Source organism: Pseudomonas sp. K8, from assembly GCF_014889455.1.
In the GTDB taxonomy this organism is placed as follows: Bacteria; Pseudomonadota; Gammaproteobacteria; order Pseudomonadales; family Pseudomonadaceae; genus Aquipseudomonas; species Aquipseudomonas veronii.
In genome coordinates, this window is record NZ_VJWO01000002.1 from 137,760 (window position 1) to 163,218 (window position 25,459).

General features: G+C 59.8%; 23 protein-coding genes. 5 read left to right on the forward strand and 18 right to left on the reverse strand.

Annotated elements, in window-relative coordinates; genetic code table 11:
• Positions 1-88: 88 nt before the first annotated feature.
• The 16 genes from INT12_RS02025 to INT12_RS02100 all read right to left on the reverse strand — a co-directional run bounded on the left by INT12_RS02025 (position 89) and on the right by INT12_RS02100 (position 15,788).
• Positions 89-628, reverse strand: a complete 540-nt coding sequence (locus INT12_RS02025) for a cupin domain-containing protein (RefSeq protein ID WP_226925945.1) — start codon at positions 626-628, stop codon at positions 89-91.
• A 54-nt stretch (positions 629-682) separates the two neighbouring features.
• Entirely contained in the window at positions 683-1,723 is a 1,041-nt protein-coding gene (locus tag INT12_RS02030; protein ID WP_309474169.1) for an alcohol dehydrogenase catalytic domain-containing protein, read from the reverse strand.
• Between the two features lie 212 nt (positions 1,724-1,935).
• The gene (locus tag INT12_RS02035; protein WP_226925946.1) at positions 1,936-3,213 is read right to left on the reverse strand and encodes a DUF1329 domain-containing protein; all 1,278 of its coding nucleotides are present in this window, start codon (positions 3,211-3,213) and stop codon (positions 1,936-1,938) included.
• A gap of 17 nt (positions 3,214-3,230) precedes the next feature.
• A complete protein-coding gene (locus INT12_RS02040; protein ID WP_102616956.1) occupies positions 3,231-4,835 on the reverse strand; it encodes a DUF1302 family protein in 1,605 nt (534 codons plus the stop codon).
• Positions 4,836-4,898: 63 nt separating this feature from the next.
• Positions 4,899-7,274, reverse strand: a complete 2,376-nt coding sequence (locus INT12_RS02045) for an efflux RND transporter permease subunit (protein WP_102616957.1) — start codon at positions 7,272-7,274, stop codon at positions 4,899-4,901.
• A 34-nt stretch (positions 7,275-7,308) separates the two neighbouring features.
• The gene (locus INT12_RS02050) at positions 7,309-8,349 is read right to left on the reverse strand and encodes a YCF48-related protein (RefSeq protein WP_102616958.1); all 1,041 of its coding nucleotides are present in this window, start codon (positions 8,347-8,349) and stop codon (positions 7,309-7,311) included.
• 273 nt (positions 8,350-8,622) lie between these two features.
• Complete coding sequence (locus INT12_RS02055) at positions 8,623-10,602, reverse strand: methyl-accepting chemotaxis protein (RefSeq protein ID WP_169883849.1); 1,980 nt, start codon at positions 10,600-10,602, stop codon at positions 8,623-8,625.
• 100 nt (positions 10,603-10,702) lie between these two features.
• On the reverse strand, positions 10,703-11,719 hold the full coding sequence (dmpG, locus tag INT12_RS02060) for a 4-hydroxy-2-oxovalerate aldolase (protein WP_193040070.1): 1,017 nt from the start codon (positions 11,717-11,719) through the stop codon (positions 10,703-10,705).
• Between the two features lie 10 nt (positions 11,720-11,729).
• Complete coding sequence (locus INT12_RS02065; protein ID WP_193040071.1) at positions 11,730-12,671, reverse strand: acetaldehyde dehydrogenase (acetylating); 942 nt, start codon at positions 12,669-12,671, stop codon at positions 11,730-11,732.
• Positions 12,672-12,702: 31 nt separating this feature from the next.
• Positions 12,703-13,497: a 2-keto-4-pentenoate hydratase gene (gene mhpD / locus INT12_RS02070; RefSeq protein WP_169883848.1), complete on the reverse strand. Its 795-nt coding sequence runs from the start codon at positions 13,495-13,497 to the stop codon at positions 12,703-12,705.
• Between the two features lie 302 nt (positions 13,498-13,799).
• On the reverse strand, positions 13,800-14,204 hold the full coding sequence (locus INT12_RS02075; protein ID WP_193040072.1) for a GTPase: 405 nt from the start codon (positions 14,202-14,204) through the stop codon (positions 13,800-13,802).
• Complete coding sequence (locus INT12_RS02080) at positions 14,188-14,451, reverse strand: hypothetical protein (protein WP_193040073.1); 264 nt, start codon at positions 14,449-14,451, stop codon at positions 14,188-14,190. Before INT12_RS02080 ends, INT12_RS02075 begins: the two co-directional genes overlap by 17 nt.
• On the reverse strand, positions 14,448-14,897 hold the full coding sequence (locus INT12_RS02085; protein ID WP_146013154.1) for a hypothetical protein: 450 nt from the start codon (positions 14,895-14,897) through the stop codon (positions 14,448-14,450). Before INT12_RS02085 ends, INT12_RS02080 begins: the two co-directional genes overlap by 4 nt.
• Before the next feature lie 22 nt (positions 14,898-14,919).
• Positions 14,920-15,189, reverse strand: a complete 270-nt coding sequence (locus INT12_RS02090) for a hypothetical protein (protein WP_193040074.1) — start codon at positions 15,187-15,189, stop codon at positions 14,920-14,922.
• Positions 15,190-15,303: 114 nt separating this feature from the next.
• Positions 15,304-15,498 (reverse strand): hypothetical protein, encoded by a 195-nt coding sequence (locus tag INT12_RS02095; RefSeq protein WP_017847332.1) that lies wholly within the window; start codon positions 15,496-15,498, stop codon positions 15,304-15,306.
• 32 nt (positions 15,499-15,530) lie between these two features.
• Entirely contained in the window at positions 15,531-15,788 is a 258-nt protein-coding gene (locus INT12_RS02100) for a hypothetical protein (protein WP_017847331.1), read from the reverse strand.
• A gap of 119 nt (positions 15,789-15,907) precedes the next feature.
• Between INT12_RS02100 and INT12_RS02105 the strand changes: the two genes are divergently transcribed.
• Positions 15,908-16,783, forward strand: coding sequence for a WYL domain-containing protein (locus INT12_RS02105; RefSeq protein WP_193040075.1), 876 nt, complete (start codon positions 15,908-15,910; stop codon positions 16,781-16,783).
• Here the strand turns inward: INT12_RS02105 and INT12_RS02110 are convergent.
• Together INT12_RS02110 and INT12_RS02115 are read right to left on the reverse strand one after the other, a co-directional pair.
• Positions 16,749-17,408 (reverse strand): ankyrin repeat domain-containing protein, encoded by a 660-nt coding sequence (locus INT12_RS02110; protein WP_226925947.1) that lies wholly within the window; start codon positions 17,406-17,408, stop codon positions 16,749-16,751. The genes INT12_RS02105 and INT12_RS02110 overlap by 35 nt on opposite strands.
• Positions 17,390-18,862 carry a hypothetical protein gene (locus INT12_RS02115; protein ID WP_193040076.1) on the reverse strand — a complete coding sequence of 491 codons (1,473 nt, stop codon included), beginning with the start codon at positions 18,860-18,862 and terminating at the stop codon, positions 17,390-17,392. Before INT12_RS02115 ends, INT12_RS02110 begins: the two co-directional genes overlap by 19 nt.
• 550 nt (positions 18,863-19,412) lie before the next feature.
• Here INT12_RS02115 and INT12_RS02120 point away from each other — a divergent pair.
• The 4 genes from INT12_RS02120 (at position 19,413) to INT12_RS02135 (ending at position 25,456) form a co-directional block, all read left to right on the forward strand.
• A complete protein-coding gene (locus INT12_RS02120) occupies positions 19,413-20,345 on the forward strand; it encodes a chemotaxis protein CheV (RefSeq protein ID WP_057005104.1) in 933 nt (310 codons plus the stop codon).
• A gap of 76 nt (positions 20,346-20,421) precedes the next feature.
• Positions 20,422-21,564, forward strand: a complete 1,143-nt coding sequence (locus INT12_RS02125) for an HD-GYP domain-containing protein (protein ID WP_226925948.1) — start codon at positions 20,422-20,424, stop codon at positions 21,562-21,564.
• Between the two features lie 131 nt (positions 21,565-21,695).
• Positions 21,696-23,858 carry a methyl-accepting chemotaxis protein gene (locus INT12_RS02130; RefSeq protein ID WP_193040819.1) on the forward strand — a complete coding sequence of 721 codons (2,163 nt, stop codon included), beginning with the start codon at positions 21,696-21,698 and terminating at the stop codon, positions 23,856-23,858.
• Positions 23,859-24,016: 158 nt separating this feature from the next.
• Positions 24,017-25,456, forward strand: coding sequence for an ArnT family glycosyltransferase (locus INT12_RS02135; protein WP_193040818.1), 1,440 nt, complete (start codon positions 24,017-24,019; stop codon positions 25,454-25,456).
• Positions 25,457-25,459 lie beyond the last annotated feature (3 nt).

Here is a 25,459-nt window from a genome sequence, read left to right on the forward strand (position 1 = left end):
AATAGCCCCACATAATCAAACAGTTATAGACACCCCAGAGAACTGATCGCCCCTGACGATCTGCCCTTGGGAATGACCTGCGATCACATCAACAACGAACGGCAGCGACCATGACGAACATCACCCGTGCCGGACTGTTACCGGTGTTACGCCAGGCGTGTCGCGTCCCCATCTGCACCACCACATCACCGGCTTTGAGCAAGGCACTTTCCCCGTCATCAAGTAGCAAGGTCAGCTCGCCGTCGACAATGACGCCGTAATCAATGGTATCGGTGCGGTGAAAACCCGGCGCATCCGCCTCGAAGGTCTGCGCCAGACCCGGAACGCGCCGATTCATCTCATCGGCAGCCAGTGGATCGGCCTCCACCGACCTCTTGGTCGATTCCGGCGGAAAGCTCACGAGAATGAAGCTGGTGCCCGCCACGGCAGGCAACACCGAAGTCACATGGCTGAGAGGATCCGGCGCCTCGCCACCGACTTGCGGCTGCGCATCGGCCTTCCAGACCAGAGCGGCGCTAAAGCCCGGGATATGGGTGAAGGACTCGTCCCCGGCAATCGGGCCGTGACTGACGACGCAGGAACGACCCTGGGCGTCATGCCCAGTCACTACACGCTGTGCTCGCATCATGGCGTTCTCCACTGTGACGGGGTGACGTACACCACTGTGCCGCCCCCACTTGGATTATTGGTAAGCGATGTGAAAATTGCTGAAGCCATTGCCCTGGGTCTGGATATCGTCCAACGCATCGTTGAGGCGCTCCAGCGGATAGGCGCGCGACTCGAGCAGCGACAGATCGAGGATGCCGGACTCGACCATGCAGGCCATTTCCTCGGCCTCTGCGGTGGTGAACCAGAGTGAGCCGATGTAGTGCAGTTGCGCACACATAAAGGGGTGAGGATCAATCGGGATAGGACCGGCGACGCCGCCAATCTGCACGATCCGACCGCCACGGCCGACGGCCTGCATGGCATCCACCGACAAGTGCGCAGGAGCCTTGGCCCCAAGGGTATCGAGCATCACATCAACGCCGCCCGGTACCTGCGCCAGCACTTGCTCATGGATCGCGCCGCCCCCTATCAGCACCGGTATGACACGCCGTGGATCAAGGGTCTTGAGCCGTTCCAGGGCGTCGGCATCGCGGGCGACGACCACGACCTTCGCAGCACCGAATGCCAGGGCAAGAAGGGTCGCACCGACGCCGAGGGTTCCACTTGCCCCAAGAATGAGAACGCTCTGCGAAGGGCGCAGGGCCGCCTTGCGAATGGCCGAATACGCAGTCCCCAGATAGCCAAAGCGGGTAGCGTGGGCAAAGCTCAGACACTCGGGCAGACGCACCAGGTTGTTCCCATGGGCCGTCATGTATTGGCCATAACCGCCGTAGGGATAACGCTTGAAGACCTGCTGCGAGCCCGGCCCGAATCCGAAGTAACCCATGAAGGTATAGGCCTGGCAACGCGGCGCATCCCCTTCACGACACCAGCGACACTCGCCACAGCCGATGCCCGGATTGACGTAGACCCGATCCCCGGGCTTGAACACCGTGACTGCCGAACCGACCGCCGCCACCGTTCCGGCCGAGTCCAGGCCAAAAATGGCGGGCAGTTCGGGCAGTGGTAAAAAGGGATACCACTCAGGGAAATGGGTGGTGACGTTTTTCAGGTTAGGAATGACCCCACTGGCCGCGACCTTGATCAGCACATCGTGAGGACCGGGAGAGGGCACAGGGATACGGTCAAGTATGAATCGGCCGCCTATTTCGTGAAGACGGGCTGCTTGCATCAAAGGCACACAGTACTCCTCGGGTCGCAGGAACGGCGCAAGGCCGAGGCGACCCCGTCATTATCGTTCTATTAGTAATGAACCAGGGACTCATCCATTACCCGAACCGCCAGGGGCGCGGGCAACGGACGCAGATAAAGATGGAGGGTCAGACGTCAGTGACCCGCGCCCTGCAATGCCTGCAACGAAAAGTCGGTGGGCTTGGCGACGAAGTTGGTCCGCCAACTGGAGGTGTCAATCAGCGAGACCGTCGCGTGGTTGCGCTGGTAATCAATGACTTCCCCGGCGGTGGTGCGGATATCGCCATCAGTGACGTTGGCATAGGACTGAAACTCCATGAACTTCCAGAACTCGCCCTTGCGGTTGTAAGCCTCACCGTAGTGAATACGCGGGTATTTCACATCGATGTACAGCACCTTTTTGCTGTAAGGGTGGATGGACGGCGTAATGGCTTCGATGACGTAGACTTCACGCACTTCATAGTTGTTGCCGCTCATGTTCCAGTAAGGGGGTTCGTTCTGCAGCACCGGATAACGCTCGGCGAATGTTTTACCTTCCTTGTTCCAGATATCGGTCCCGGTCTTGCTCGCAGTCACCGCCAGAATGCTGCGTTTACCCAGCAGTTTGTACTCCGGGTACCAGCATGGACGTGCGTTGAAGATTTCCAGATCGTCCTGCAACTGGTCGGATGAGCCTACCGGATCCATCCAGGCACCTCCCGACAGCTGGCGCACGCGGCGGACCGCCGGGATATAAGCCCACACGCTGTTCACTTTCGCCGAGTCATACATAACCGTGTAAGTGCCCAGCCCCTTCATGTCGGACGGCGACTTGAAGTACAGCAACTGCCGACCGCGCTCGCTGCCATCCCCTTCAACCGTGCTGCCCCCTGTCAGACGCCCCCTCATGGCGTAGCGGGTGAACTCAGCCACCGGCTCTGCGTGTACGCCTTTCTTGCCATCAATCAGTACTTGGGTGTAACCCGGCACTTGCGAGACATCGCCCACCAGTTGCCCCAAGTGCCAGTTCCAGACGATCTTCTCGGCGGCCTCCGGGTCCTTCATGTCGATGTTCGGGAACGGTGCGCCCGCCCCCCAACCGTCGATACGGCATTCCTGACGGTTGATCGAGGTCTTGCCTGCGTTGGCATTGGATGCTTTGACCCAACGGGGGTCCAGCGGCACTTCCTTGGAAGCGGCCAGCGGCAGTTTCCAGCCATCGTTGCGGATGCGCCATTCCATCTTCTCGGTCAACAGACTGGCGATGGTGTGACCTTCGAAGGTATTGCCTTTGATATGATCGAGGTTGGCCGCCGAAATAACCGTGCCCACCGGTACTTCAGCAGCCATGGCCAGGCTGGCGAGGCTGCCGAAGGCAGTGATCAGGCCGGCCAGGAACGGGGTGCGTAGGGCATGACAAAACATAGCCATCATGGAGTCTCCGATTGGACTTAAAAGAGGTAGGTCAGGCTGGTGTACAGCTGATCGCGGTTATGGAAGTAGCCAAACAGCGTGGTGGTGTCACACGTCGCCAGATTGCCCGGCTGACAGTTCTTGGAATCGTGAGACCCGCTATCCCAGAAAGCATCGTATTCGACTTTCCAGCGGACTTTGCTGGACAGCTCGAAGGTCACCGATGGCACCGCAAAACCACCGCCGTTGCTCAGATCGGCACCGAGCACGAGCTGTGGTCGAACACGCCCGTTTGCGTAGCTAAGATCAAAGATCGTGGTGCCCATGGCCGAGTGCTCCTTGACCTTGCCACCCCAGCCCACGCTGTACAGCAGTTGGTCGTCCTTATCGAAGTTCTGCACCCACTTGTCGAACAGTTGCACGGAGAAAAACATCGGTTTTTCGGTGCCCAGCCAGGTTTGCGTGGCGGCGATGTTCTTGTCCATGCGCAGCATCATCGCAACGACATCTTTCTTGGTATAGCCATCAAAACCCGGTGCGATGTACTGGCTGAGCATGGTCGGCGTCTTGGCTTGAAACTGGTACGGCGCGTCCTTGATATAAGCCACCTCGGTACTGAACACCGCGTCGGCCAGATCGGAGTAACGGCTGGCGGTGAAGCCGAAGATGTCGACGAGCGGGTAGATGATTTCACCCGCCAGGCCACGTGTCTGGTCAGTGCCTTTGGAGGTTGCGCCTGAAGAGACATCTGGCATGCCAAACAGGGCGAGGTTGTTCGACGGGTTTAGAATCGGCGCGTTGTAGTAGGTTTTCAGGTACGACAACGAGTAGTTTGCGTCGCCGTAAAGTCCGCTCCAACGAATACCACCGGTCACGTCATTGACGCTGCCTTCGTCGCTTTTGTAGTTGTACGGGTCGATATTGCGAAAATCCACGCCCGCATAGGGCTGACTCGACCAGCGCCCCCCGTAGATGTCGATTTCGGTACCGATGTCATTCTTGCGGTCCCAGCCCGGACGCACGAACAGTTCAATGCCGCCGTTGTACTCCGGCACATCGATGTTGAACTTGGCCATGATGTTGGTCTTGCGCAGCTCTTCGTTGGCCGGCTCCAAAAACGAGCGCCAGGTATCGTCGAAGCCATGCACCAGGTCGTTGGCGGCAAAAAAATCCGTCTCGCCCCAGGCGATCTGCTGTTTACCGAAGCGCAGCCTGGTGCGTTCGCCCAGCGGCAAATCCACGTACAGCTCACGGATGTCGGTTTTGTCGTAGAGGTCGGTGATATCGCCGGTGCCGTCGGCCTCGTGATAGTTATTGGCGCCCATTTTCTCCAAGTGCCTGAGGAAGTCGGTCTCTACCTCCCGCACCCCGCGCAACTTGGCGACGAAAGAGACGTCGTCGCCGGGTTGCCACTGCAAGTTCAGGCGCGCGGTGCTGCGCATCATCGACAGCTTGCCGCGGTCGTTATAACTGGGGGTGTCCTCCCAGTTTTTCATGTTCCACGACATTTCCTGGCGCAGGTAACCGTCGTAAGTGAAGGTATCGTCAGCGAGCGCGGACGTGGCAACCACGCCCAGTGCGATAGCCGTCGCGATGCTGTTGAACGAGGTCAGTGGTTGCATGCCCCGAATCGGATTGCCCATGGATGTACTCCCCAGTAAGTAATGGCAGCGGTTGAATGAATGCTCTTGTTTTTGTTTTTCGCCTCAACCCAGCTCAATCCTTGTGTTCGGCTGACTGGCGGCTAGCGACTGTCCGCGCTCACCAAAAATGAAGTGAGGACGGAACACGTAGATCAGCGATGGCATCACGAACAGCGCGCAGAACGCTGAAGCGCTTAGCCAGATCGCCATTAGCAGGCCCATTTCCGCCTGGAAGCGCAGCGACGACGCCCACCACAACAGGGTGGCCAAAATCAGCACGCTGGCCGTCACGATCACGCCCATACCGGACGAATGCAGGGAAATACGCACGGCCTCCTCGGCGCTTTTTCCGTTGGCGATTTCTTCCTTGATGCGATCGGCGATGTAGAAGGCGTAATCCACGCCAAGCCCAATCCCCAAGGCCGCGACCGGCACGGTATTGATGCTCATGCCGATGCCCTTCCAGGTCATGAAGGCAAACGTCAGCATGTTGGAAATGATCACCGGCACCATGAACACCATGCCCGCCATCGAGGAGCGGTACACAACCGTGCAGATCAGGGCCAGCACCATCAGGGCCAGCGCAATGGCTTCGATCTGGCTGGAGAGGATGATCTCGTTGACCGCCGCCATGACCCCGATCAGTCCGCCCGCCAGGTGCCACTGCCCCTCGGCAAGCGGGTTTTGCGCGATGAACGCTTTGATCCGGGCCATGGCGGTCCGGATGGTCTCGCCCTGGCGATCCCGGAACATCACGGTGACGGCACCGTTGGCATAGTGGTCGTCAGCAAAACGCGAGATATCGCCCGGCTCGGACACCGAGTCGAGCATGGCCACCAGGCTGCCGTTGATCGCGCTGGTATCGCCCAATTCCAGGTAACGCGGGTTGCCTTCGCGCAGGCTGACGTTGACTTGTGGCAGCACATCGGCCAGTGAAAGCGAGCCGCCGATCTCAGGCTGCGCCTCGATAAAACGCTGAAAGCCATTCATCGCGTGCAGGGCTTCGTTGCTCTTGATCAGCCCTGGATGACCGTCTTCCCCCAGCACCACAAACATGCGGTCCACGCCTTCGAAGCGCGCGTTGATCGCCGCCGAATCGACGTTGTATTCCGACTTCGGCCAGAGGATCGGCGAACCCGGATTGGCGTCACCGATTTTCAGGTTCAGCGAATAAAGGCCCGCACACACCACCACCACGAAGGTGCTCGCCAGCACCCCGTAACGAGCGCGCGACAAGGTCACGCAGGTCGCCAGGTCAAGCACCTTATTCAGCAGCGGAATACAGTTGAGCGGATGCACCACCCCGTGCGGCCTGCGGATGAACGAGAGCATCACCGGTGTCAGGATCACGGCGCTGACGGTCAGGGTCAGCACCCACACCACCGCAAGCACCGTGAGTTTCTGCAGCATCGGGATCGGGCTCAGGGCGACGACCGCCATGCACGCCGCGTCAGCGATGACCCCCAGCATGCCGGGCCTGAACAGGTCGGCCAGGGCGACGCGAGCTGCGATTTTTGCCGTGTCCGCGTGCGCCGGCAAAAGCTGCAACTCATCATCGAAACGGTTGACGATCTGCACCGAGTGCGACACGGCACGCGAGGTGATCAACATCGCCACCACGATCACCAGGGGCTCGAAACTGATGTTCAGCAGATGGCAGATGCCCAAGGCCCAGGATGCACTGACGGCACCGGCGAGCAGCGGCAACAGCACCCCGCGCCACGTGCGCAGAAGGACGAACAGCATGACCAGAGTGACCAGCAGCGCGATGCCGACCAGCAGGAACGTTTCCGAAAGGTAGTGGCCTACCCAGCCATACAGTATGGGATCGCCCACCACGCGGATATGCACCGTGCCATCATCGACGCGGGCAATCAGGCTGTGGATTTCCTGGAAGACCTTGCTGTAGTTGACCTGATTGTCGATGAAGTCGACCGTGATCAACGTCGCCTGCAGATCCTTGGACACATAAGGCCCATAGACCAAGGGGTTGCGCAGCACGGCCTGCTTGAGCGCGGCCATGGCCTCGGCGTTGGCCGGCAGGTCCGGCCACATCAGCGGCAGGCTTTCGATCCCCGCCGTGGACGCCCGGACTTCCTTGAGTTTCTTCGAGGCCAGTGAGGTGATCTGGTACGGATTGACCGCCGAGACTTCACGCAGCCCCAATGTCACTTCACGGACTTTTTCCAATACCGAGGCCTGGAAAATATCGCCCTTATCGACCTCGAACATAATGGTGACGATGTTCGAGCCGCCAAAGGTGTCTTTGAATTTTTCGTGGGTCTGCACGTATTCATGCCGTGACGGCAGCATGTCTTCGAATACCGTGCGAACCTCGATGTGCAGGGCGAACCAGCCCAGCACCAATGTCATACCTAACAGGCCACTGGCAACCCAGGCACCGCGCCGGATGCAGAATTCGGCTATACGCTCGATCATGGAAAGCTCTCGTTTAGACTACGCAACTAGGGGTTCAGGGCTTCAGCAGGGACCAGACCTTGCCGTCCCAGCGACCGATATCGGCACCCGCCAACCAAAGGCCGCCGGCCACGGGCAGCGCCCGCACATGCCAGGACAGGTTCTGTGCATCGAGGGTCCCGGATTGCCAACCCTTGGCATCGCCACTGGCCCAGCGCCCCAACGCGCCGGTGACAAACCAAACGCCTTGCTCTTGCAGCCAGGCCACATCAAACAGGTGATCGCGCAGGCCGACGTCGATAACGTCCCAGTGCTGCCCACCGTCGCGGGTTTCCATGACAGCCCCCTCCAGGCCGACCGCCATGCCGTGCTGCGCATCGCGGAACGTCAATGCCATCAGCGAGCGGGACAGTGGCGACTCAACCTCTCGCCATTGCCCGGTCTCGAGGTTGCCGAGCAACACGCGTCCGAACTCGCCCACCAACACCAGTTGGCCGTTGTCGAGAATCGCCACGTCGTTCCACGCCACATCCTCCTCGTCACGCAGACGCTGCCAGTGGCGGCCAAAATCGCGGCTGATCAACACCGCGCCCATCTCGCCAGTGGCGATGGCCAGCCCGTCAGCGCCGAGGCGGACACGGTTGAGCTTGTTAGCCGTTTCCGAGCGCGGCACATCGACCGCCTGATCCCAGTGCAGCCCGCCATCAACACTGAACAGGATCACCCCGTCATTACCGACCGCCACCGCATGCTCGGCATCCCAGACAGCGATGTCCTGCAGGGTGTTACGGGTTGGCGTGTTCACGCGGCGGATCTGGCCATCGCGACTGATCGACAGGATCTTGCCGTATGAACCGCTGGCCAATAGCGCTCCGCCTGGCAACTCTGCCAGGCCATAGAACTGATCGCGGCGCTCGAGGGCGGACGCTGCGACGGTACCGCCCACCGGCTGTGGATGAATGAAGAGCCCGGCCCACAGCAGCGCGGCGATGATGGTCCAGGGAAGCAGCATCACGATGAGCTTCAACGGACGCGCGCCCACGCTTGGTGCGGGAACCTGCGTGAGGATGTGTTCATGGGTAGAAAGGTTCGACATGAGACGGATCCATACGTAAATCGCTATCCGGAAGCTGATAGCGAAGCTAGCGATCACATTAGGTGCCCACACCCCTACGAACTATCCGTCTACTGCTGGGCTTATCCGTCCAGTGCATGTTAATGATCCGAGTCAATTTTCAAGGCGGCGCACAGGCGTGCGAGCGTCACCCATGGACGCTCGTGCCTATTTATTTTTTGTTTTTAATCAATGACTTGAACGAAACCTCGGGAGAGGTTGCGGCGACGCAGTATACCGCGCCACCGGGCGGATTCAGAGCTTGAAACGACTGACCAACGCGTTGAGTCGCGTGGCGCTTTGATCCAGGTCGCCACTGCGCTGATTGACCAGGCGAGCGCTCTGCGAAGCGCTTTGCGCGGAATCGGCGATCGTCACCAGGCTGCGCGACAGCAGCTCGCTGGTGGTCGCCTGCTCTTCAGTGGCCGTAGCGATCTGCTCGCTCATATGCCGCATTTGGCCGATCACCTGCGACAGCGTCTGCAAGGCCTCACTGGCCTCTCGCGCACTGACAACGTTGGCGTGAGAAGCTCCGCGACTCTTAACGATGATATCGACCACCATACGCGTGCGCTCCTGAATCAAATTGACGCTGCCGTTCACCTGCTCGGTCGAGATGTGGGTGCGCTGCGCCAGCGCCCGTACTTCGCCAGCCACCACGGCAAAACCGCGGCCTTGCTCGCCGGCTCGCGCCGACTCGATGGCCGCGTTGAGCGCCAGCAAGTTGGTCTGATCGGCAATCGTGTTGATCACCGCAACGATGGTGCCGATCGACTGGCTGGCTTCGTCCAGTTGCGTGGCCAAGCCGGACACGTGTTCGAGCGTTTGCGCTTCCTGGTTGATCGCCTCCACCAGCCGGGACACCGTGGCCTGCCCGCGCGCGACGGCCTGGTCGCCCTCGCCACTGGCCTGGGCCGCCTGCCCGGCGTTGCCGGCGACCTCCTCGATCGTCGCTGCCATCTGCTGCATGGCAGTCGCCAACTGCTCCACTTCATCGCGCTGCGCATCCACCGTCAGGCCAGAGGTGCTGCTTTCGTCCTTCAACTCGGAGGAGGTTTTCTGCAACGCGAGACTGGTGCCCTTGATCTCAAACACCAGATCAGCCATGGCACTGAGAAAATGATTGAACTCGCGCGCCAGCGTTGCCAGCTCATCATCGCCCTTGGCCGGCAGGCGCAAGCACAGGTCAGCCTCGCCGGATGCCAGTTGCTGGATGGCCTGCACCACGGCTTCCAGCGGCCGCGACAAGGCCCGCCCGAGCCAAAACACGGTAACGCCCAACACCAATGCGGCAAATCCGCCGAGCAGCATAAGCTGCAACGCCAGGGTCTTGACCCCGCCGAGCAGCGCCGAGCTGGGAAACGCGAGCCCCAGCGACCACGGCGTGCCGGTATCGCCGATCGTCACCGGCGTCACTAGCATAAAAACCTCTTGCGCCATCGCCGGCGAGATAAAACGCAGGGTCACGGCGACGCCACTGCGTACCGCGTCGGTGGCAACCTTAATATGATCGCCCAGGAAGTCGCCCTCGCTCTCAGCTTGCGTGCGCCCCACCCGGCTCGGGTCCGGGTGGGCAACCAGGGTCGTGTCATTGGCAAGCAACACCGCAACTCCGACCTCCAGTGGATGCAGTTCGGCAACCCGCTTCTGCAACTGTGCCGCATCCAGGCCAATACCCAGGCTGCCGACTACCCGTCCGTTGTCACGCACCGGAACCAGTACCGCGATCATCACCTTGTCCTCACCGGCGCTCCTCAGGTGCAGCAGCGGGACCACATTTTCCCGCTCGCCGGCGCTCTGCCCGAGAGCCGCGATCAGGGCCTGGCGCTGATCCCCCAACGCCGGGTTGAGGGATTGGCCGTCGCGCAGCCAGAGCACCGCCTGGTCGTCCGGCGAGCCGCTCGGCACCCACCAGATACCGGTGGCCTGGGGTGTGCTGCGGAGCAAGGACTCGATCATCTGGTCAGCGATGCGCCGATCCTGCAACTGGCCGTCGATCAACTCGGCCCCCAGCAGTCGGGCCGTGTTACGCGCCGAGTACAGAGAAACATTGAAATAGTCGCTGATCTCCGTCGCCTGGCGCTTTGCAATCGCGTCTACGGCGACTTCGGCAAGCGCTTCGGTGGACGCTTTGCTCGACTGATAGACCAGCAACACGGTGGCCACATAAATCAACAAGGTGATGGGCAGGACCGTCAGCAAAAGCTTTTTCGTCATCGTCAAGTTGGACAGCATCAGGACACCTCCTCTCGACCGGGACGGAACCACTGCGAGTGTCTGTGAAAAATTCTCGAAAAAAAAAGCCGTGACGAGCACGGCAAAAAGGAGCGGAGGATCAAGCGCTTCGCTTGAGAAGATCCAGAGCGACATCCACGATCATGTCTTCCTGGCCGCCGACCATGCGCCGGCGTCCCAACTCGACAAGGATGTCGAGGGTCTTCAGGCCATATTTCGCGGCGACCACTTCGGCATGGCGCAGGAAACTGGAGTACACACCGGCATAACCCAACGCCAGGGTTTCACGATCGACCCGCACCGGACGGTCCTGCAATGGACGCACCAAATCATCCGCGGCATCCATCAGGCGATAGAGGTCGGTGCCGTGATTCCAGCCCAGACGCTCGGCGGCAGCGATGAACACTTCCAGCGGGGCATTACCGGCCCCCGCGCCCATGCCCGCCAGGCTCGCATCAATGCGATCGCAGCCCTCCTCCACCGCCGTAAGGGAGTTGGCCACCCCCAGGCTGAGGTTGTGGTGGGCATGCATGCCGGTTTGAGTCTCGGAGTTCAGCACGGCCTTGAAGGCACGCATGCGGGCACGAATATCCTGCATGTTCATCGCGCCACCGGAGTCGGCCATGTAGATACATTGCGCGCCGTAGGACTCCATCAGTTTGCCCTGGGCGGCCAACTGCTCGGGCTCGATCATGTGGCTCATCATCAGAAAGCCCACGGTATCCATGCCCAGTTCCCGGGCGAACTCGATGTGTTGCCTGGAGACATCCGCCTCGGTGCAATGCGTGGCCACACGCACCGAGCGCGCGCCGGCGTTATAGGCGGCCTTGAGGTCATGCACGGTGCCGATGCCGGGAATCAACAGCACGGTGATTCTGGCGTTTTCGATCACGTCCGCTGCCGCTTCGATCCATTCGAGGTCGCTGTGGGCGCCGAAGCCGTAGTTGAAGCTCGAACCCTGCAGCCCGTCGCCGTGAGTGACCTCAATGGCATCGACATGGGCCTGATCCAGGGTGCGGGCGATGTCCTGCACGTTCTGGATGGAGTACTGATGACGAATGGCGTGGCTGCCATCGCGCAGGGTCACATCGGAAATATAGAGTTTCTTGTCAGTCATGCTCATCTCCTCAGGCCTCGCCGCTCAGCATGCCTTCAGCCATGCGCTCGGCTGTCGCCATGCCGGCGGAGGTCATGATGTCGAGGTTGCCCGCATACGCCGGCAGATAGTGGGCAGCGCCCTCGACTTCCAAAAAGATGGATGTCTTGAGCCCGCAGAACCGGCCCAGGCCCGGAATGTTCAGCGGCGCGTCTTTGGGGATCACGTCGAACTGCACCTGCTGCTTGAGGCGATAACCCGGCACGTAAGCGTTGACCGCCTGTTCCATCGCCAGGATCGAGGCTTGCACGGCGACCTGATCGGCGGCCTCGGACAGCACGAACACCGTGTCGCGCATGATCAGCGGCGGTTCGGCCGGATTCATGATGATGATCGCCTTACCCTTGGCGGCACCGCCGATCACTTCGATCGCCTTGCTGGTGGTTTCGGTGAACTCGTCGATATTGGCCCGGGTTCCAGGACCGGCGGATTTCGAGGCAATGGACGCGATAATCTCGGCGTAATGCACCTTGGCCACGCGCGAGACGGCCGCCACCATCGGAATGGTCGCCTGGCCGCCGCAGGTGACCATGTTCACGTTGAGCTTGTCGACATGCTCCGCGCCGTTGACCACGGGCACGCAATACGGGCCGATGGCCGCCGGCGTCAGATCGATCAAACGAATGCCCGGCTTGATCGAACGCAGGAACGCGTCGTTCTTCACGTGGGCCGAGGCGGAGGTGGCATCGAAGACAAAGTCGATGTCTTTGAACACGTCCATTTGGGTCAACCCGACCACCCCTTGGTGGGTCGTCGCGATCCCCAGGCGCGCAGCACGCGCCAGGCCATCGGAGTTGGGGTCGATGCCGACCATCGCCGCCATTTCCAGGCGCTTGCCGTGGCGCATGATCTTGATCATCAAATCGGTGCCAATGTTTCCCGAGCCGATAATGGCAACCTTGAGTTTCTTCATGGTGATGTGCTCTTAACGTTGAGCCTGCCGATCACTCGGCCGAAAAATTGACGGCGACCTGACCAATACCTTCGATCACGGCCTCGAAACGATCACCCGCGCGGACCCCGACCATCGGCCCGAGAGCGCCAGTGAGGATGATGTCGCCGGCTTGCAATGGCTCGCCCAGACTCGCCAGGGTGCGGGCCAGCCACACGGCGGCATTGAGCGGATGCCCCAGGCATTCGGCCCCGCTGCCACTGGATACCGGTTCGCCGTTACAGCTCATGTGCATGACCGACGTGCGCAGATCGACGCCTGCCAGGCGCACGGCTGGGCCGCCTAATACGAAGCATCCGCTGGAGGCGTTGTCAGCAACGGTGTCGACGAAGCGAATGTTCCAGTCCTGCACCCTGGAACCCACGATCTCCAACGCGGGCAATACCCAGGCGGTGGCATCGAGTACATCGGCAAACGTGGTATCGCTGCGTGGCAGCGCCTTGTCCAGGATCAACGCAATTTCCGCCTCGATCTTCGGCTGCAGCACCGCGCCAAGCGATACGGTTTCGTTGTCGCCATAGCACATGTCGGCAAACAAGGTGCCGAAGTCCGGCTGATTGACCCCAAGCTGAACCTGCACCTTGGGGTTGGTCAGGCCGATCTTGCGCCCCACGACTCGCCGACCTGCGGCCACTGCATGGGCGACGTTCAGACGTTGAATGGCGTAAGCCGCCTCTCCCGCGTCTTCACCGATCCGCTCACGCAACGGGGCAATCGCCTCACCCGTGCGTTCGGCCGCGCGCAAGGCACCCGCCAGTTGCTCAAGGGTTTGTTGGGTCACGCTCATATTCACCTCGCGCTCAGTTGTCGGGTGATGTTAGAAACACGCCAGCGGGTCAGCGCTCCCGGGAGTTACGCCGCTATCCCGCCAGCGCTGAAATTTTGATTGGATGTTTGTGGGGAGGGGGGGAATGACGTCTCTACCGGCAGCGTCGTTGCCATCGCCGAGGGGGGGCGACGCTTGATCATCCGAAACAATGGGATGGACGCCGGCTCGGCAGCGACGAAACTACCGAGCCTTGAGCCCCCCTTTCAATGCCTCATGGCCTTCAATTCAGCGCCTTGAACTGCGCCTCGATGGTTTGTGCCTCAACACGCCACGCCTGGAAGCGCTGCTGGCGTTCGTTTGCGCTGCGCGTCACCGGTTTGTGGCGGCGCCGCCTGGTTGGTGACATACAGCACGGCGTGGGCGGTTTGCACGGCTTTCTCGATCTGGCTGACCACCAGCCCTTCGTTACCCTCGATGCCAGGCACATCCAGCAAGGCGAAGGGTTGGTCGTTCAGCTCCAGATCGTAGCGCTGGGTTTGGCGGGTGAAATCGGCACGACCGTCGCCGATGATTTCACCGTCACCCAAGGTCTGCAGGTGGGCCAGTGTGCTTTCGCAGTCCTGCGCGAGTTGTGCGCGCTGTTGTATCAGCGCGTGTTTGCCTTGCTTCGCTTCGCCGTGTTGGATACGCAACGCTTCGATAGCGCTGTCACGGGCTGTAGCCACCCCTGGCAACCGCTGCTCGGCGAGTAGCAACTGCGATCGTGAAAGTGTTCCACTCGGCGTTTGCTTGAAGCGCCTCGAGCTGTGCCGCCAAGGCGGTTTGCTGTTCGCGCAGCAGTTCTCGCGCATCTTGTTGCGCCAGATTCAATGCCGGATCGGTCGACGGGGTGTTCAGCGACTGAGTGATACGCGCCAGCTCGTCATTGACGCGCTGGTAAATATCGCTGGGCGTTTTGAGGTCGAGCGTCATGGGGCAAAATCTTTCAAGCTACTGATAACCAGACGCCCGCCGAGTGAATGACCGATCAGGTTGACCGTGTCGATGCCAAGGTGGTGATCACGCAGGTATTCGTTCAGTTGATCGAGTAGCGACTCGCCCATCTCCTCGGCTCGCGAGCGTATTTTCCAAGAATGCGAGCCCCGATCGACAGCCGCCACGGCCGCGCCGACCGGCAAAGACACCCGGCTTGAAGCGTGAAGCAGTGTTTTTGACGTGCGATTGAAACGGGAAAAATGGCTGGACGGCCAGAAAGCGAAAATGTTCGTGTGGTTCCGAATGGATTCAGGAATGCTCGCCAACAAGGTTTGCCGGTCTTCGACATTATGGCCGGCGCTATAACCGTGAATGAAGATATTCGCTTCATTCGATCCATCGCTGTCATTTCGTAGGCTGCTGAACGTAAATCGCCTGCTCATCGAGTTCTCGATATCCCTGCTGCTACAGCCATCGCTTAGCGATGACGATGATCAAGTGCGCGCACAGCGCCACACCGACCAATACCGCCAGCACTTTGGCGGCCATGAAAAAAATTCCCTGCACATCGCTGGACAAAAAACCCAGTAACAACCCCATACCGGCAATCACGCCGGAGATCAGCAACAAGCCGATATAGGGACGCAACATCCGCGAAGCGGCGCCCCGTTCAATCAGGCCGGCGAGCACCGCAAGCACCACCAAAAAACCCACAACGCCCACTATCAGGCCCATCCTTCACCCTCCATGATCCAACGACAGCGATTGATGTGGCTGCGGTCCATTTATCAAGACAGCCACAAATAATGCCATATTGACATGATCGACCACAGCCCACGTTGTCGACGCCTACCGCCGCGCCACAAACTCCGCCACCGCCGCCTCCAGCCACCCGGCCGCGCGCATTTTCAAGGCTGTGCTACCGCACTTCGGACAGCTCGCGAACCAGTCGCCAGGCATCAGCGCGTCACTGCGCGGCGCAATGGTTTTCTTCCACTTGCAGTCTTCACACACAAAGGTGAAGGGTCTGGGTTTTATCGGCATAAATGGGTTCTCCTGGATGGCGATACTGCGGATTATTCTGTGACCGGGAGCAGCGCTTGCAGCAATTCCAGCTTGCGCTGCAACTGCGCGACGTGTTCTCGCTCGGCGCGCAACGCCGACCGCAGCTCGCGGTTTTCCACTTTCCAGATCTGCGCCAAACGCAGATCTTTTTGATAATGGGCAAGCATTTTCCAAAGCTCGCTCAACTTCAAACAATGCTGGACCAGCACCAGCAGGATGATCCCCATCACTGCCAATGCCCCCGTCGAAACCACTTCCGACATACTCATGTTCACATCCTTCCATCCCTTCGAGATATTCCGAAGACAGCGACACGATATGTAGTGATTTACGACAGGTCTAGAATGTAGACTTATACAGGTAAAGTATTCACGCACATGGAGCAGGTATGAAACGCAAGCAATCCATCGAACACGTGCGCTGGGACCTGGCACTTCGCTATCGTTTGATCGAGACCGTCGCCTGGTGGGAAGGCCGCCTGACCACGGGGCACTTGATCCAGAGCTTCGGCATCAGCCGCCAGCAAGCCTCCAAGGACATCAATACCTACATCAATGAACATGCGCCCCGAAACTTGACATATGACAAGCAACGCAAGGGCTATGTACCGAGCAAACACTTCAAGCCGCTGTTCATCGATGACAGCGCCAGTGCCTACCTGCACCTGCTTTACCAGAACAATGAACGGGCGCCGCACATCGAAGGCCTGGCCCTGGCTTATGCCCATACCAAGGTGCTCGAAGTGCCGGACCGGCCGATCCGGCCAGAGATCCTGCGCCCCTTGCTCGCGGCATGCCGCGACGGTCTGCGCCTGGAGACCGAGTACGTATCGCTCAATACCCCGAACGTGGAAATCCGCCTGATTGCCCCCCACACCCTGGTGTACACCGGGATGCGCTGGCATGTGCGCGCTTACTGCGAGAAGAATCGGCAGTACCGCGACTTTGTGCTGAGCCGCCTGCGCGGTGAGCCGGACCTGCTCGACGCGTCGCAGAACACACGGGAACTGGACGAAGACTGGAATACCGAAGTGCCGATCATCTTCGCCCCCGATGGCCGCTTGAACGCGGCGCAGCAGGCCATCATCGAAACCGACTTCGGCATGACCGACGGGCAACTGGTGGTGTCCAGTCGCAAGGCACTGGTGAAGTACGTCTTGCGCCGCTATCAGGTCGACCCGCGCAACCAGGCGACCAACCCCGAGGCCCAGCAGATCGTGGTCACCAATCTCAAAGAGTTGAGACCGTGGTTGATGCATGATTGAGGCGCATGTCCTGCCAGAGGCGCAGCGCACGCAGGCAATTGTCGATCTCGGCCGCGAGTAAGCGCTGTGCCAGTTCATGCTGGCCGTTGAGCTGAGCAATATTGCGCAGCGTATTGCCCTGGTGATTCTTCGCGCCCAGATCAAGACCGAACGTCATGGCGCGGTCGATGAAGTACTGCGCGGCCTTCAAGTGGCCATTGAGCAGCAGCCAATGCAGTGGCGTGTTCCCCAGCCCATCGCGGTCATTGAGGCTGGCACCCAGGCGGTAGCGGGCTTGCAGGGTTTTGACATTGCCGTATCGCGCAGGCAGGTGGATGTACTTGTCGTGGGGCATGAAGCTGCCCAGGCCGGCCCAGCCGCGAATCTGCGGGTTGCCCTGGGCGCCGAGTGACTCCAGCGTGTCGATCAGGCCGCTGCGGTTCAGCCGGTAAGCCATGTCCAGTGGCGTGTCGCCCGCCAGGTCACGCTGATTCAAGCCGGACGGATCGAGAGGCGGCGCCTCATCGAACAGCACACAGAGGTGCCAGTCGCTGAGGCCAAGCTCGGCGCGATCATCGATGCGCTCAAACAGAGTGATCGGCCGCCCCGCACACAACGTCGTGAGCGTCACGCCTCGAGCGAACATGCGCCGAAGAAACGCTCGAAGAGCGGCGTAGGCAAATGCTTGTCGTCCAGCAGACCGAAGTGCTTGCCCACGTTGCGCCCCAGGGCCATCAGTGTGTTTGCGCTGTTTTTCGTGCCGGCGTACCCGGCGCTCAAGATCGACTCGACGCGCGCGTCACCGGTCGACTCTCGCTGATACGCCCGCCCCGTGATCATGACGTCTACCAGACACACGCTGACGCGCTCATCGCCCAAGGTGAAAGGCTCCAGCGCCTCGCTCGCCAAGACGGCACGCAAGCCGTCCTCGCCACCGGCGACAATCCGCTCCAGCGCTTCGAGTGAGCGGTCGAAGAGGTCGAACTCCTGCATCGAAAACGCAAAACAGTAGTCCTGAGCGGTAGCCCGCGAGATCGGACGCGCGTGGTGCGGATGAGTCGACAACCAGTCAACGAACGAGGCTTTATCGCTTTTTCCACCCTGGCGACGGAACAGCAGATAGTCGTTGATGACCTGACTGAAAGGGTTCCCCGTCGGCACCCAGCCCGTGCTGTCACGTTCTTCGGGTTCCGGCAGGTCAACCACAGGCACGGCTGACTTAGGCGTCCACCCAAAGCACCGCAGGTCATAGCCAAGCACAAACAGGCTGGCCTCGAACGCATGGCACCGCGCAGGCAGCGCGCCTTGCTCGGCGAACCAGCCGGTGCGCTCGAGCACGGCGCGGATAATCCAGCCCAACCGCACTTGCCAGCGGGCCCATGTCTCATAGCTGATCGAAGAGAACTGAGGCGCGGCCAGGCCGTTCAAAAATGCTCCGGGGTTGCGGATCTGGCTGCCACGAGCGGCTCCGGACGGGAAAGCCAGCAAGGGTTTGCCGCTCCCGGTCCATTGCTGGCGAAACAGTGAATACAGCATGCCTATCGCTGCGCCGACGCGGCTGTCATAGATGGGGGAGCCCGACGAATCAAACAACGCATGAATCTTGGTCAGGCCCGCATCGAAACGCTCGACGCTGATCGCATCGAGATCATCCAGGTCATTTTTGCCATCGAGCGACATCAGCCCGGCCATCTTTTGCAGATAGCTCGACAGCTTGCCGTTTGCGGCCAGCCGGTGCAAAAACGGAATGGCGCCCCGCACACCGCCCCAACGAAGAATCTGCAGGCAGGCCTGAAGCGCTTGCTGGTCATTCCCCTGATTGACCGCACTCGTCAGCCATTCGCGAAGTTGCCCGAGAGAGCGTTGGGTTTCAGCCCAGGTGCGTGAATCCACCGAGCATTGGTGAGCATCCTGCCAGCTTGCCTTCCAGCGATAGTGCCCCAGCACCTGCTCGATGCCCTGGACATCAGTCGTCAAACCGCCAGGCACAAATTTGCTCGACTTGAAGCGCAGCTTGAAGGTCAGCGTCGGCAAGTTCGCTGCAAGCCATGCGATGAAGGACTCAATTTCAGGTTGCGCCAGGAACTGTTCGCGCTGCATGCAGACCACCTTGCCAGTAATATCGAATGGCCACACCCTAAGCAAAATCAGCGACCCCGTCCACGATGTTTGTCCGTACAGGTAAACAAATGGAGCAGGTTCTCAGGCCCGGGCTAGACGCTTCTCGACCATCGCCAGGGTTCGGCCGAAACAGACATATGAACGGTTCAGACACCCCGCTTCTGTTTACACGCGGCCCATCGACTTATGCAGCGACGTGCCTTTGCAACGCATGCGCGAGATCGATGTGCCCGGCACCCGCAAGGATCATCAGCGGCGGTCATGCCTCGACTCCGACTTGGGCTATATGAATTATCGAATGTTGCAGATCATCTAAAACCTTCGATCTAAATCATTCTCAACAATAACAAACAATAAGTTAGCCAACTAAGCATTTAAAACAACTGTGCGAAAAGACATTCACCTGACTTCATATCGTTTTAACGACAAACCCTGGCATTCTTTTATTTTCACATATATTTTACATCCCCCTACATATGCTAATGTCATTACGACATCAGCGCTGTTCAACCAGGTTTAAGGAGTGTGTATGACCGGTGTACTGGCCTCCGTTAACAGCCGCACACAACTGGTCGGGCAGAACAGGCTCGAACTGTTGCTGTTCCGCTTCAACAATCACCAACTGTACGGGATCAACGTATTCAAAGTTCGTGAAGTTATCCGCTGCCCGAAGTTATCATCGATACCAAAGTCCAATAACAATATTTGTGGCGTGGCCAATATCCGGGGTGTCTGCATCCCTATTCTTGACCTCGCCATGGCAACGGGACTGCCCGGAGTCGAGGATCAGGAAAGCGCTTTTATAATACTTACGGAGTACAACAATCGCGTTCAGGGTTTCCTCGTCTACGCCGTCGAACACATCGTCAATCTGAACTGGGAAGACATCCATCCGCCGCCCAAGGGCAGTGGTGAGAACAATTACCTGACGGCCGTCACCCGCACGGACGACCGCCTGGTCGAGATCATCGATGTTGAAAAGGTGCTGACAGAAATATCGCCATCGTCCGAGGAAATATCCAGCGGCGTAATCGATCACGAAGTCACCCAGCAGGCGCGACACCTGCGGGTGTTGACCGTGGACGACTCGATGGTCGCGCGCAAACAGGTGACCCGCTGCCTGGAAACCGTGGGCGTCGAGGTAGTGGCCTTGAACGATGGCCGACAAGCGCTGGACTACCTGCGCGCCATGCTCGACGAAGGGCGCAAGCCGGATGAGGAGTTTCTGATGATGATCTCCGACATCGAGATGCCGGAGATGGACGGCTACACCTTGACCGCCGAGATCCGCAACGACCCGCGCATGGCCAACCTGCACATTGTGCTGCACACCTCGCTCTCGGGGGGCTTCAACCAGGCCATGGTCAAGAAAGTCGGGGCCGACGACTTCCTGGCCAAGTTCCGCCCCGATGACCTGGCCGGCCGCGTCGTCTCACGTATCAAAGCCGTCAACACGAACTGACGCTCTACGACAACAACACTCAAGCCAAGGAGGCTGTAAGGAAACGAATAAGAACAAAATCAACAGAGGGCAAATCATGTTGAAATGTAATGAGCTCTATCATCTGGCGCCAGACAGCGGCGAGGCCAGGCCCTTCTGGCAAGGCCGCGCACGCGACGCGCAGGCGGATATCCAATGCGCCATGGGCTGCGGCGCGCAACTACCCGAGACACCCCAGTCAGCAGAGCCGTCCCCTGCGCCCGCAGCGGCGACGATCACTCCCACCTGCATGAACGACGAGCTCGTTGCCGCCCAGGAAATCTGTGCCCGCGCCAAGACCGCCGTGGTCGAGATGTTCAGCCATGTCCGCATGGGCCGCGCCCTGGAGTTGGAGAATATCAGCGCACTGGTCGACGACATTTCCGCGTCGATCGCCCGCCATCCCAATGCCTTCATCAGCCTGGCACGCCTGAAAAGCCTCGACGATTACACCTACATGCATTCGGTCGCCGTGTGTGCATTGATGATTGCCCTGGGCAACCAGTTGAACCTGCCTGCCGTGTTGATTCGCCGGGTCGGGATGGCCGGCCTGCTGCATGACATCGGCAAAATGGCCATACCGGGCGCGATCCTCAACAAGCCCGGGCGCTTGAGCGGTGACGAATTACAACTGATACGCACGCACCCGCTGGAAGGTGAGAAAACCCTGCTGGCGACTTCGCAGATGTGCGACATGGTCGTGGATGTCTGCCTGCATCATCATGAGCGGGTGGACGGCAGCGGCTACCCCCATCAGTTGGTCGGCGACCAGATCAGTCTTTTTGCGCGAATGGCCGCCGTTTGCGATGTCTACGATGCAATCACCTCGGATCGTTCCTACAACCAAGGCTGGGACCCCGCGGTCGCCATCCAGCAAATGTCGACATGGGACGGGCATTTCGACGATGAGGTGTTCCGCGCGTTTTTGAAGTCCGTGGGTATTTATCCGGTGGGGTCTATCGTTCAGTTGAAAAGTGGCAGTATCGGCGTGGTGATCGAACAACACCCCGACTCTTTATTGACGCCAAAGATTAAGTTGTTCTTCGTGCCGGTGTTGAATATTTATATCACCCCCAAAATAATCGACCTGAGTGATCCCGAACAAACCGATCGCATCATTGCGCGCGTGCCGTCACAGCGTTATGGCTTTAAAAACACCGAACGTCTCTGGCTCGACGATGAGGCGTCCGAGCAGAACTAAGCGACGCCCCAGCTGTACTGCATTTATATGCTCAAGCAGCCCATGATCAAGCAGTAAGCCTTGCGAACAAAAAAAACTGAAATGCCGCCATCCAATTATGTCGGCAACTACTAGCGTGGGCAGGAAATACCATGAAATTCAACTCATTACAGACTCGGATTTGCTTCACCGCCGGACTCTGCCTGTTAATCTCTTGCGCGAGCCTGGTGTTATATGGGTTGTACTCCTCAACCGCCAATCAAGCCTACGTGGGCACCGAAGTTTCAACATTGATCGAAAGCGGCACCATCCGCGAAGTACAAAACCTGGCGGAGTCCCGTGCCAATGCGATCAGGGCGAAACTGCAAAATGCCTTGGACTCGGCACGCACGCTGGCCAATACGCTGGGCGCGAGTAAAAGTGCGCAAAGCCCGCTGGCACTGGGCCGCGATCAAATCAATACAATGTTGCTCAGCGTGCTCAAGGACAACCCCGACTTCAACGGCACGTATTCGTGCTGGGAGCCGGATGCGGTGGACGGCCAGGACCAAGCGTTTCGTAACAACGAAGGCAGCAACAACCCCTTGACCGGCCGCTTCACGCCTTATTGGACACGCGGCTCGGACGGCCATATCGCCGTGCAACCGCTGGTCGAATACGACTCCGATGCACGCCACCCCAATGGCGTGCTCAAGGGCGGCTGGTACAGCGGCCCCCGGGACACCCTGAAAGAAAGCGTGCTCGACCCCCTTCCCTACGTGGTGCAAGGCAAAAATGTGTGGCTGACCACGCTCTCGGTACCGATCACCGCCAATGGCAAGTTTTACGGCGTGGTCGGCGCAGACTTCGACATCTCGTTTATCCAGAAACTCAGCGAGCAAATGTCCGCCGACCTCTACGGCGGCAAAGGTTCGGTGTCGATCCTGAGCAACCAGGGCTTGGTGGTCGCAGACAGTAAACGGCCGGAACTGATCGGCCAGTCATTGAAGGCATTGCTACCCGACACCTGGGATAAGGTGCTGGCCAATGTGCAAAAAGGCCAGGGCGACAGTCGCCTCAACCAGGACTCCCAGGAAATCGAAGTACAGATGCCGATCATCCTGGGCCGCACCGAAAAACCCTGGGCCATCTTGATCCACCTGCCCAAGGCGGTGGTCATGAGCCAGGCGATTGCCCTGGAGAAGGAACTGCAATCCCGTGGCGTCAGCAGCAGTATCTGGCAGGTCTCGGTCGGCCTGGGTATCTCGGTACTGGCATTGCTGGCGCTGTGGTTCGCCACCGCAAAAATCGTCGGGCCGATTCGTGAAGCCGCCGCCTTGGCTGCCACTATCAGCCTGGGGGATTTCTCGCGTCGCCTGGTGCAAAAATCCGACGATGAAGTCGGCCAGTTGTCCTTGGCCTTGAACGAGATGTCCGAAAGCCTGCAGCGTCAGGTCCGTGTGGCTGAACGTATCTCCGAAGGCGATCTGGACCTGGAAGTGCGTTTGTCTTCCCCCAACGACACGTTGGGCAAGTCCCTGGAAAAAATGGTCGGCAACTTGAACACCTTGATTTCCCAGGTGCAGGCCAGCGCCACGCAAATCACCGGCAGCTCCGCACAGGTCACCGAGTTGAGCCAGTCGTTGTCCGATGGTGCGTCCAACTCGGCGTCGTCCATCACTGAGATCAGTGCCGTCATGACGCAAATGGCCGCGCAGACCACCGACAACGCCGCCAACGCGAAAAAGGCCGACGAACAATCCCAGGCCTCACGCGCCGACGCCGGGGAAAGTGACAAGCTGATGAGCGAACTGATCGCCGCCATGACCGAAATCGATAACTCGGGCAAAGACATCACCGCGATCATCACCACCATCGACAACATCGCCGCCCAGACCAACCTGCTGGCCTTGAACGCGGCGATCGAGGCGGCACGTGCCGGCGAATTGGGCCGTGGTTTTGCCGTCGTCGCCGATGAAGTCAGGAGCCTCGCCGCCCGCAGTGCCGAAGCGGCCCAGCAAACCGCGGCGCTGATCGCCGACTCGTCGACCAAGACACAGCGCGGCATGGTCATCGCCGGTCGCACGGCCGACTCGTTGCGAAACATCGTCACCGGCACCAGCACCGTTTCCAGCCTGGTGTCGTTGATCTACCAAGCCTCGAGTGAACAGGCGTCCGGCTTGCAGCAAGCCAGTATCGGCCTGGAGCAGATCGACGAAGTCACCCAGCAGAATCAGGCCAACTCCCAACAATGCGCGGTGGCTGCCCGCGACCTGTCGGAACGGGCCAGCTCCATGCAACAAGGGTTGAGCCGGTTTAAAGTCAAAGCGACATAACCCCCATCCGCAATGAAGCCGGGGCGGAAATAAATCACCGCCCCGGTCCCGCTGCACAAACCTCGTACCCATTCATGAAATATTAAGAATCGCCCCCCTATACTCACCGATTGCGAGCCGTTCCCTCGAACGGCCCCCTGCCCCGGTAACCAGCCCCCATGACGCGTCCCGTTCCTCTGCTGCTCCTGCTTGCTGGCCTGTTGTTCTTCTTCGCCCTTGGTAACCATGAACTGCAAGGCTCCACCGAAGCCCGCGTCGGCGGGATCGCCATGGCCATGCACCTGGACAACGACTGGGTGGTGCCACGGCTGTTCCGTGAGCCGTTCCTGGAAAAACCGCCCCTGAGCCTGTGGCTCGACGCCGGCGCGATCCGCCTGTTTGGCGGCTCGCCCGGGGCCGTGCGCCTGGCCTCGGCGTTCGCCGGGTTGTTCAGCGTGATGCTGCTTTACGGGATGCTGCGCACGTTCGGGCGGCCAAAGACACTGGCGTTCTGCGCGGCGCTGATCCTGGCGACCATGGCCAGTTACTGGAGCAATGTGCGCGGCGTCGGTGAAGATGCATTGCTCAGCCTGGGTGTGACCACCGCGCTGCTGGCGTTCTACCAGGCCATGCGGCCGGCGGCCGAGCGCCAGGGCTCAACCGCCTGGGCGTGGGCCCTGTTCACGGCAGGGATGGTGATCGCCACCCTGAGCAAAGGCGTGCTGGGCCTGGCGATGCCGGGCATCGTGATCTTTGTGTACCTGGCCTGCACCAGTTGGATGGACAAACGCCTGCGCATCGGCGACTGGCTGCGGCCGGCACTGTTTACCCTGCTGGCCTTGGTGCCACTGCTGATCTGGCTGGGGTTTCTGTTCCAACGCGGCGGGCTGCAGGCGGTGGGCGAAGTGCTGTGGACCAACAGCGTCGGGCGGTTCAGCGGCTCGTTTGTCGAAGCCGGGCACTACGAACCCTTCTACTACTACATCGCCAAACTGCCCGAAGCCTTTTTGCCGTGGAATATCCTGGTGTACCTGGGGTTGTGGCACTTCCGTAAAAGCCTGGTGCGCAACCGCTACCGTCTGTTTTTCTGCGTCTGGCTGGTGGCGCAATTCACCCTGCTGACCCTGGCCTCCAGCAAGCGCACCGTATACCTGATGGCGCTGACGCCAGCCGCCGCCGTACTGGCTGCGGAATATGCGCAGGTGCTGCTGCACTGGCTGAAAGATCACAAACCGGCGCTGTATAAGCGGCGTAAAATCGTGATTGGCGGCGTGTTCACCGTGCTCATCGCCTGCTACCTGAGCGCTGCTTTCTGGTTCGCGCCAAAAGCCGACAAAAAACAGTCCTTCGTGCCCGTGATGAGCCAGATCCAGGCGCTACAGGCCGAAGGTAAAAAGGTCGCGTTGTTCCGGCCCAACGAGCGCATCGACGGCGCCAGCGTGTTCTATCTGCAGGCCTACTTGCCGATTCTGCAAACCGAACCCGAACTGCACAGTTACCTGGACGCCGCCCCCGGCAACGTCGCGCTGCTGGATAACACGGAGCAACTGACCGGCAAGGTCACGGTGATCAAGGAGATGGCAATCAATCGCCAGCCTTACTACTTCATCGGGCAGTAAGGC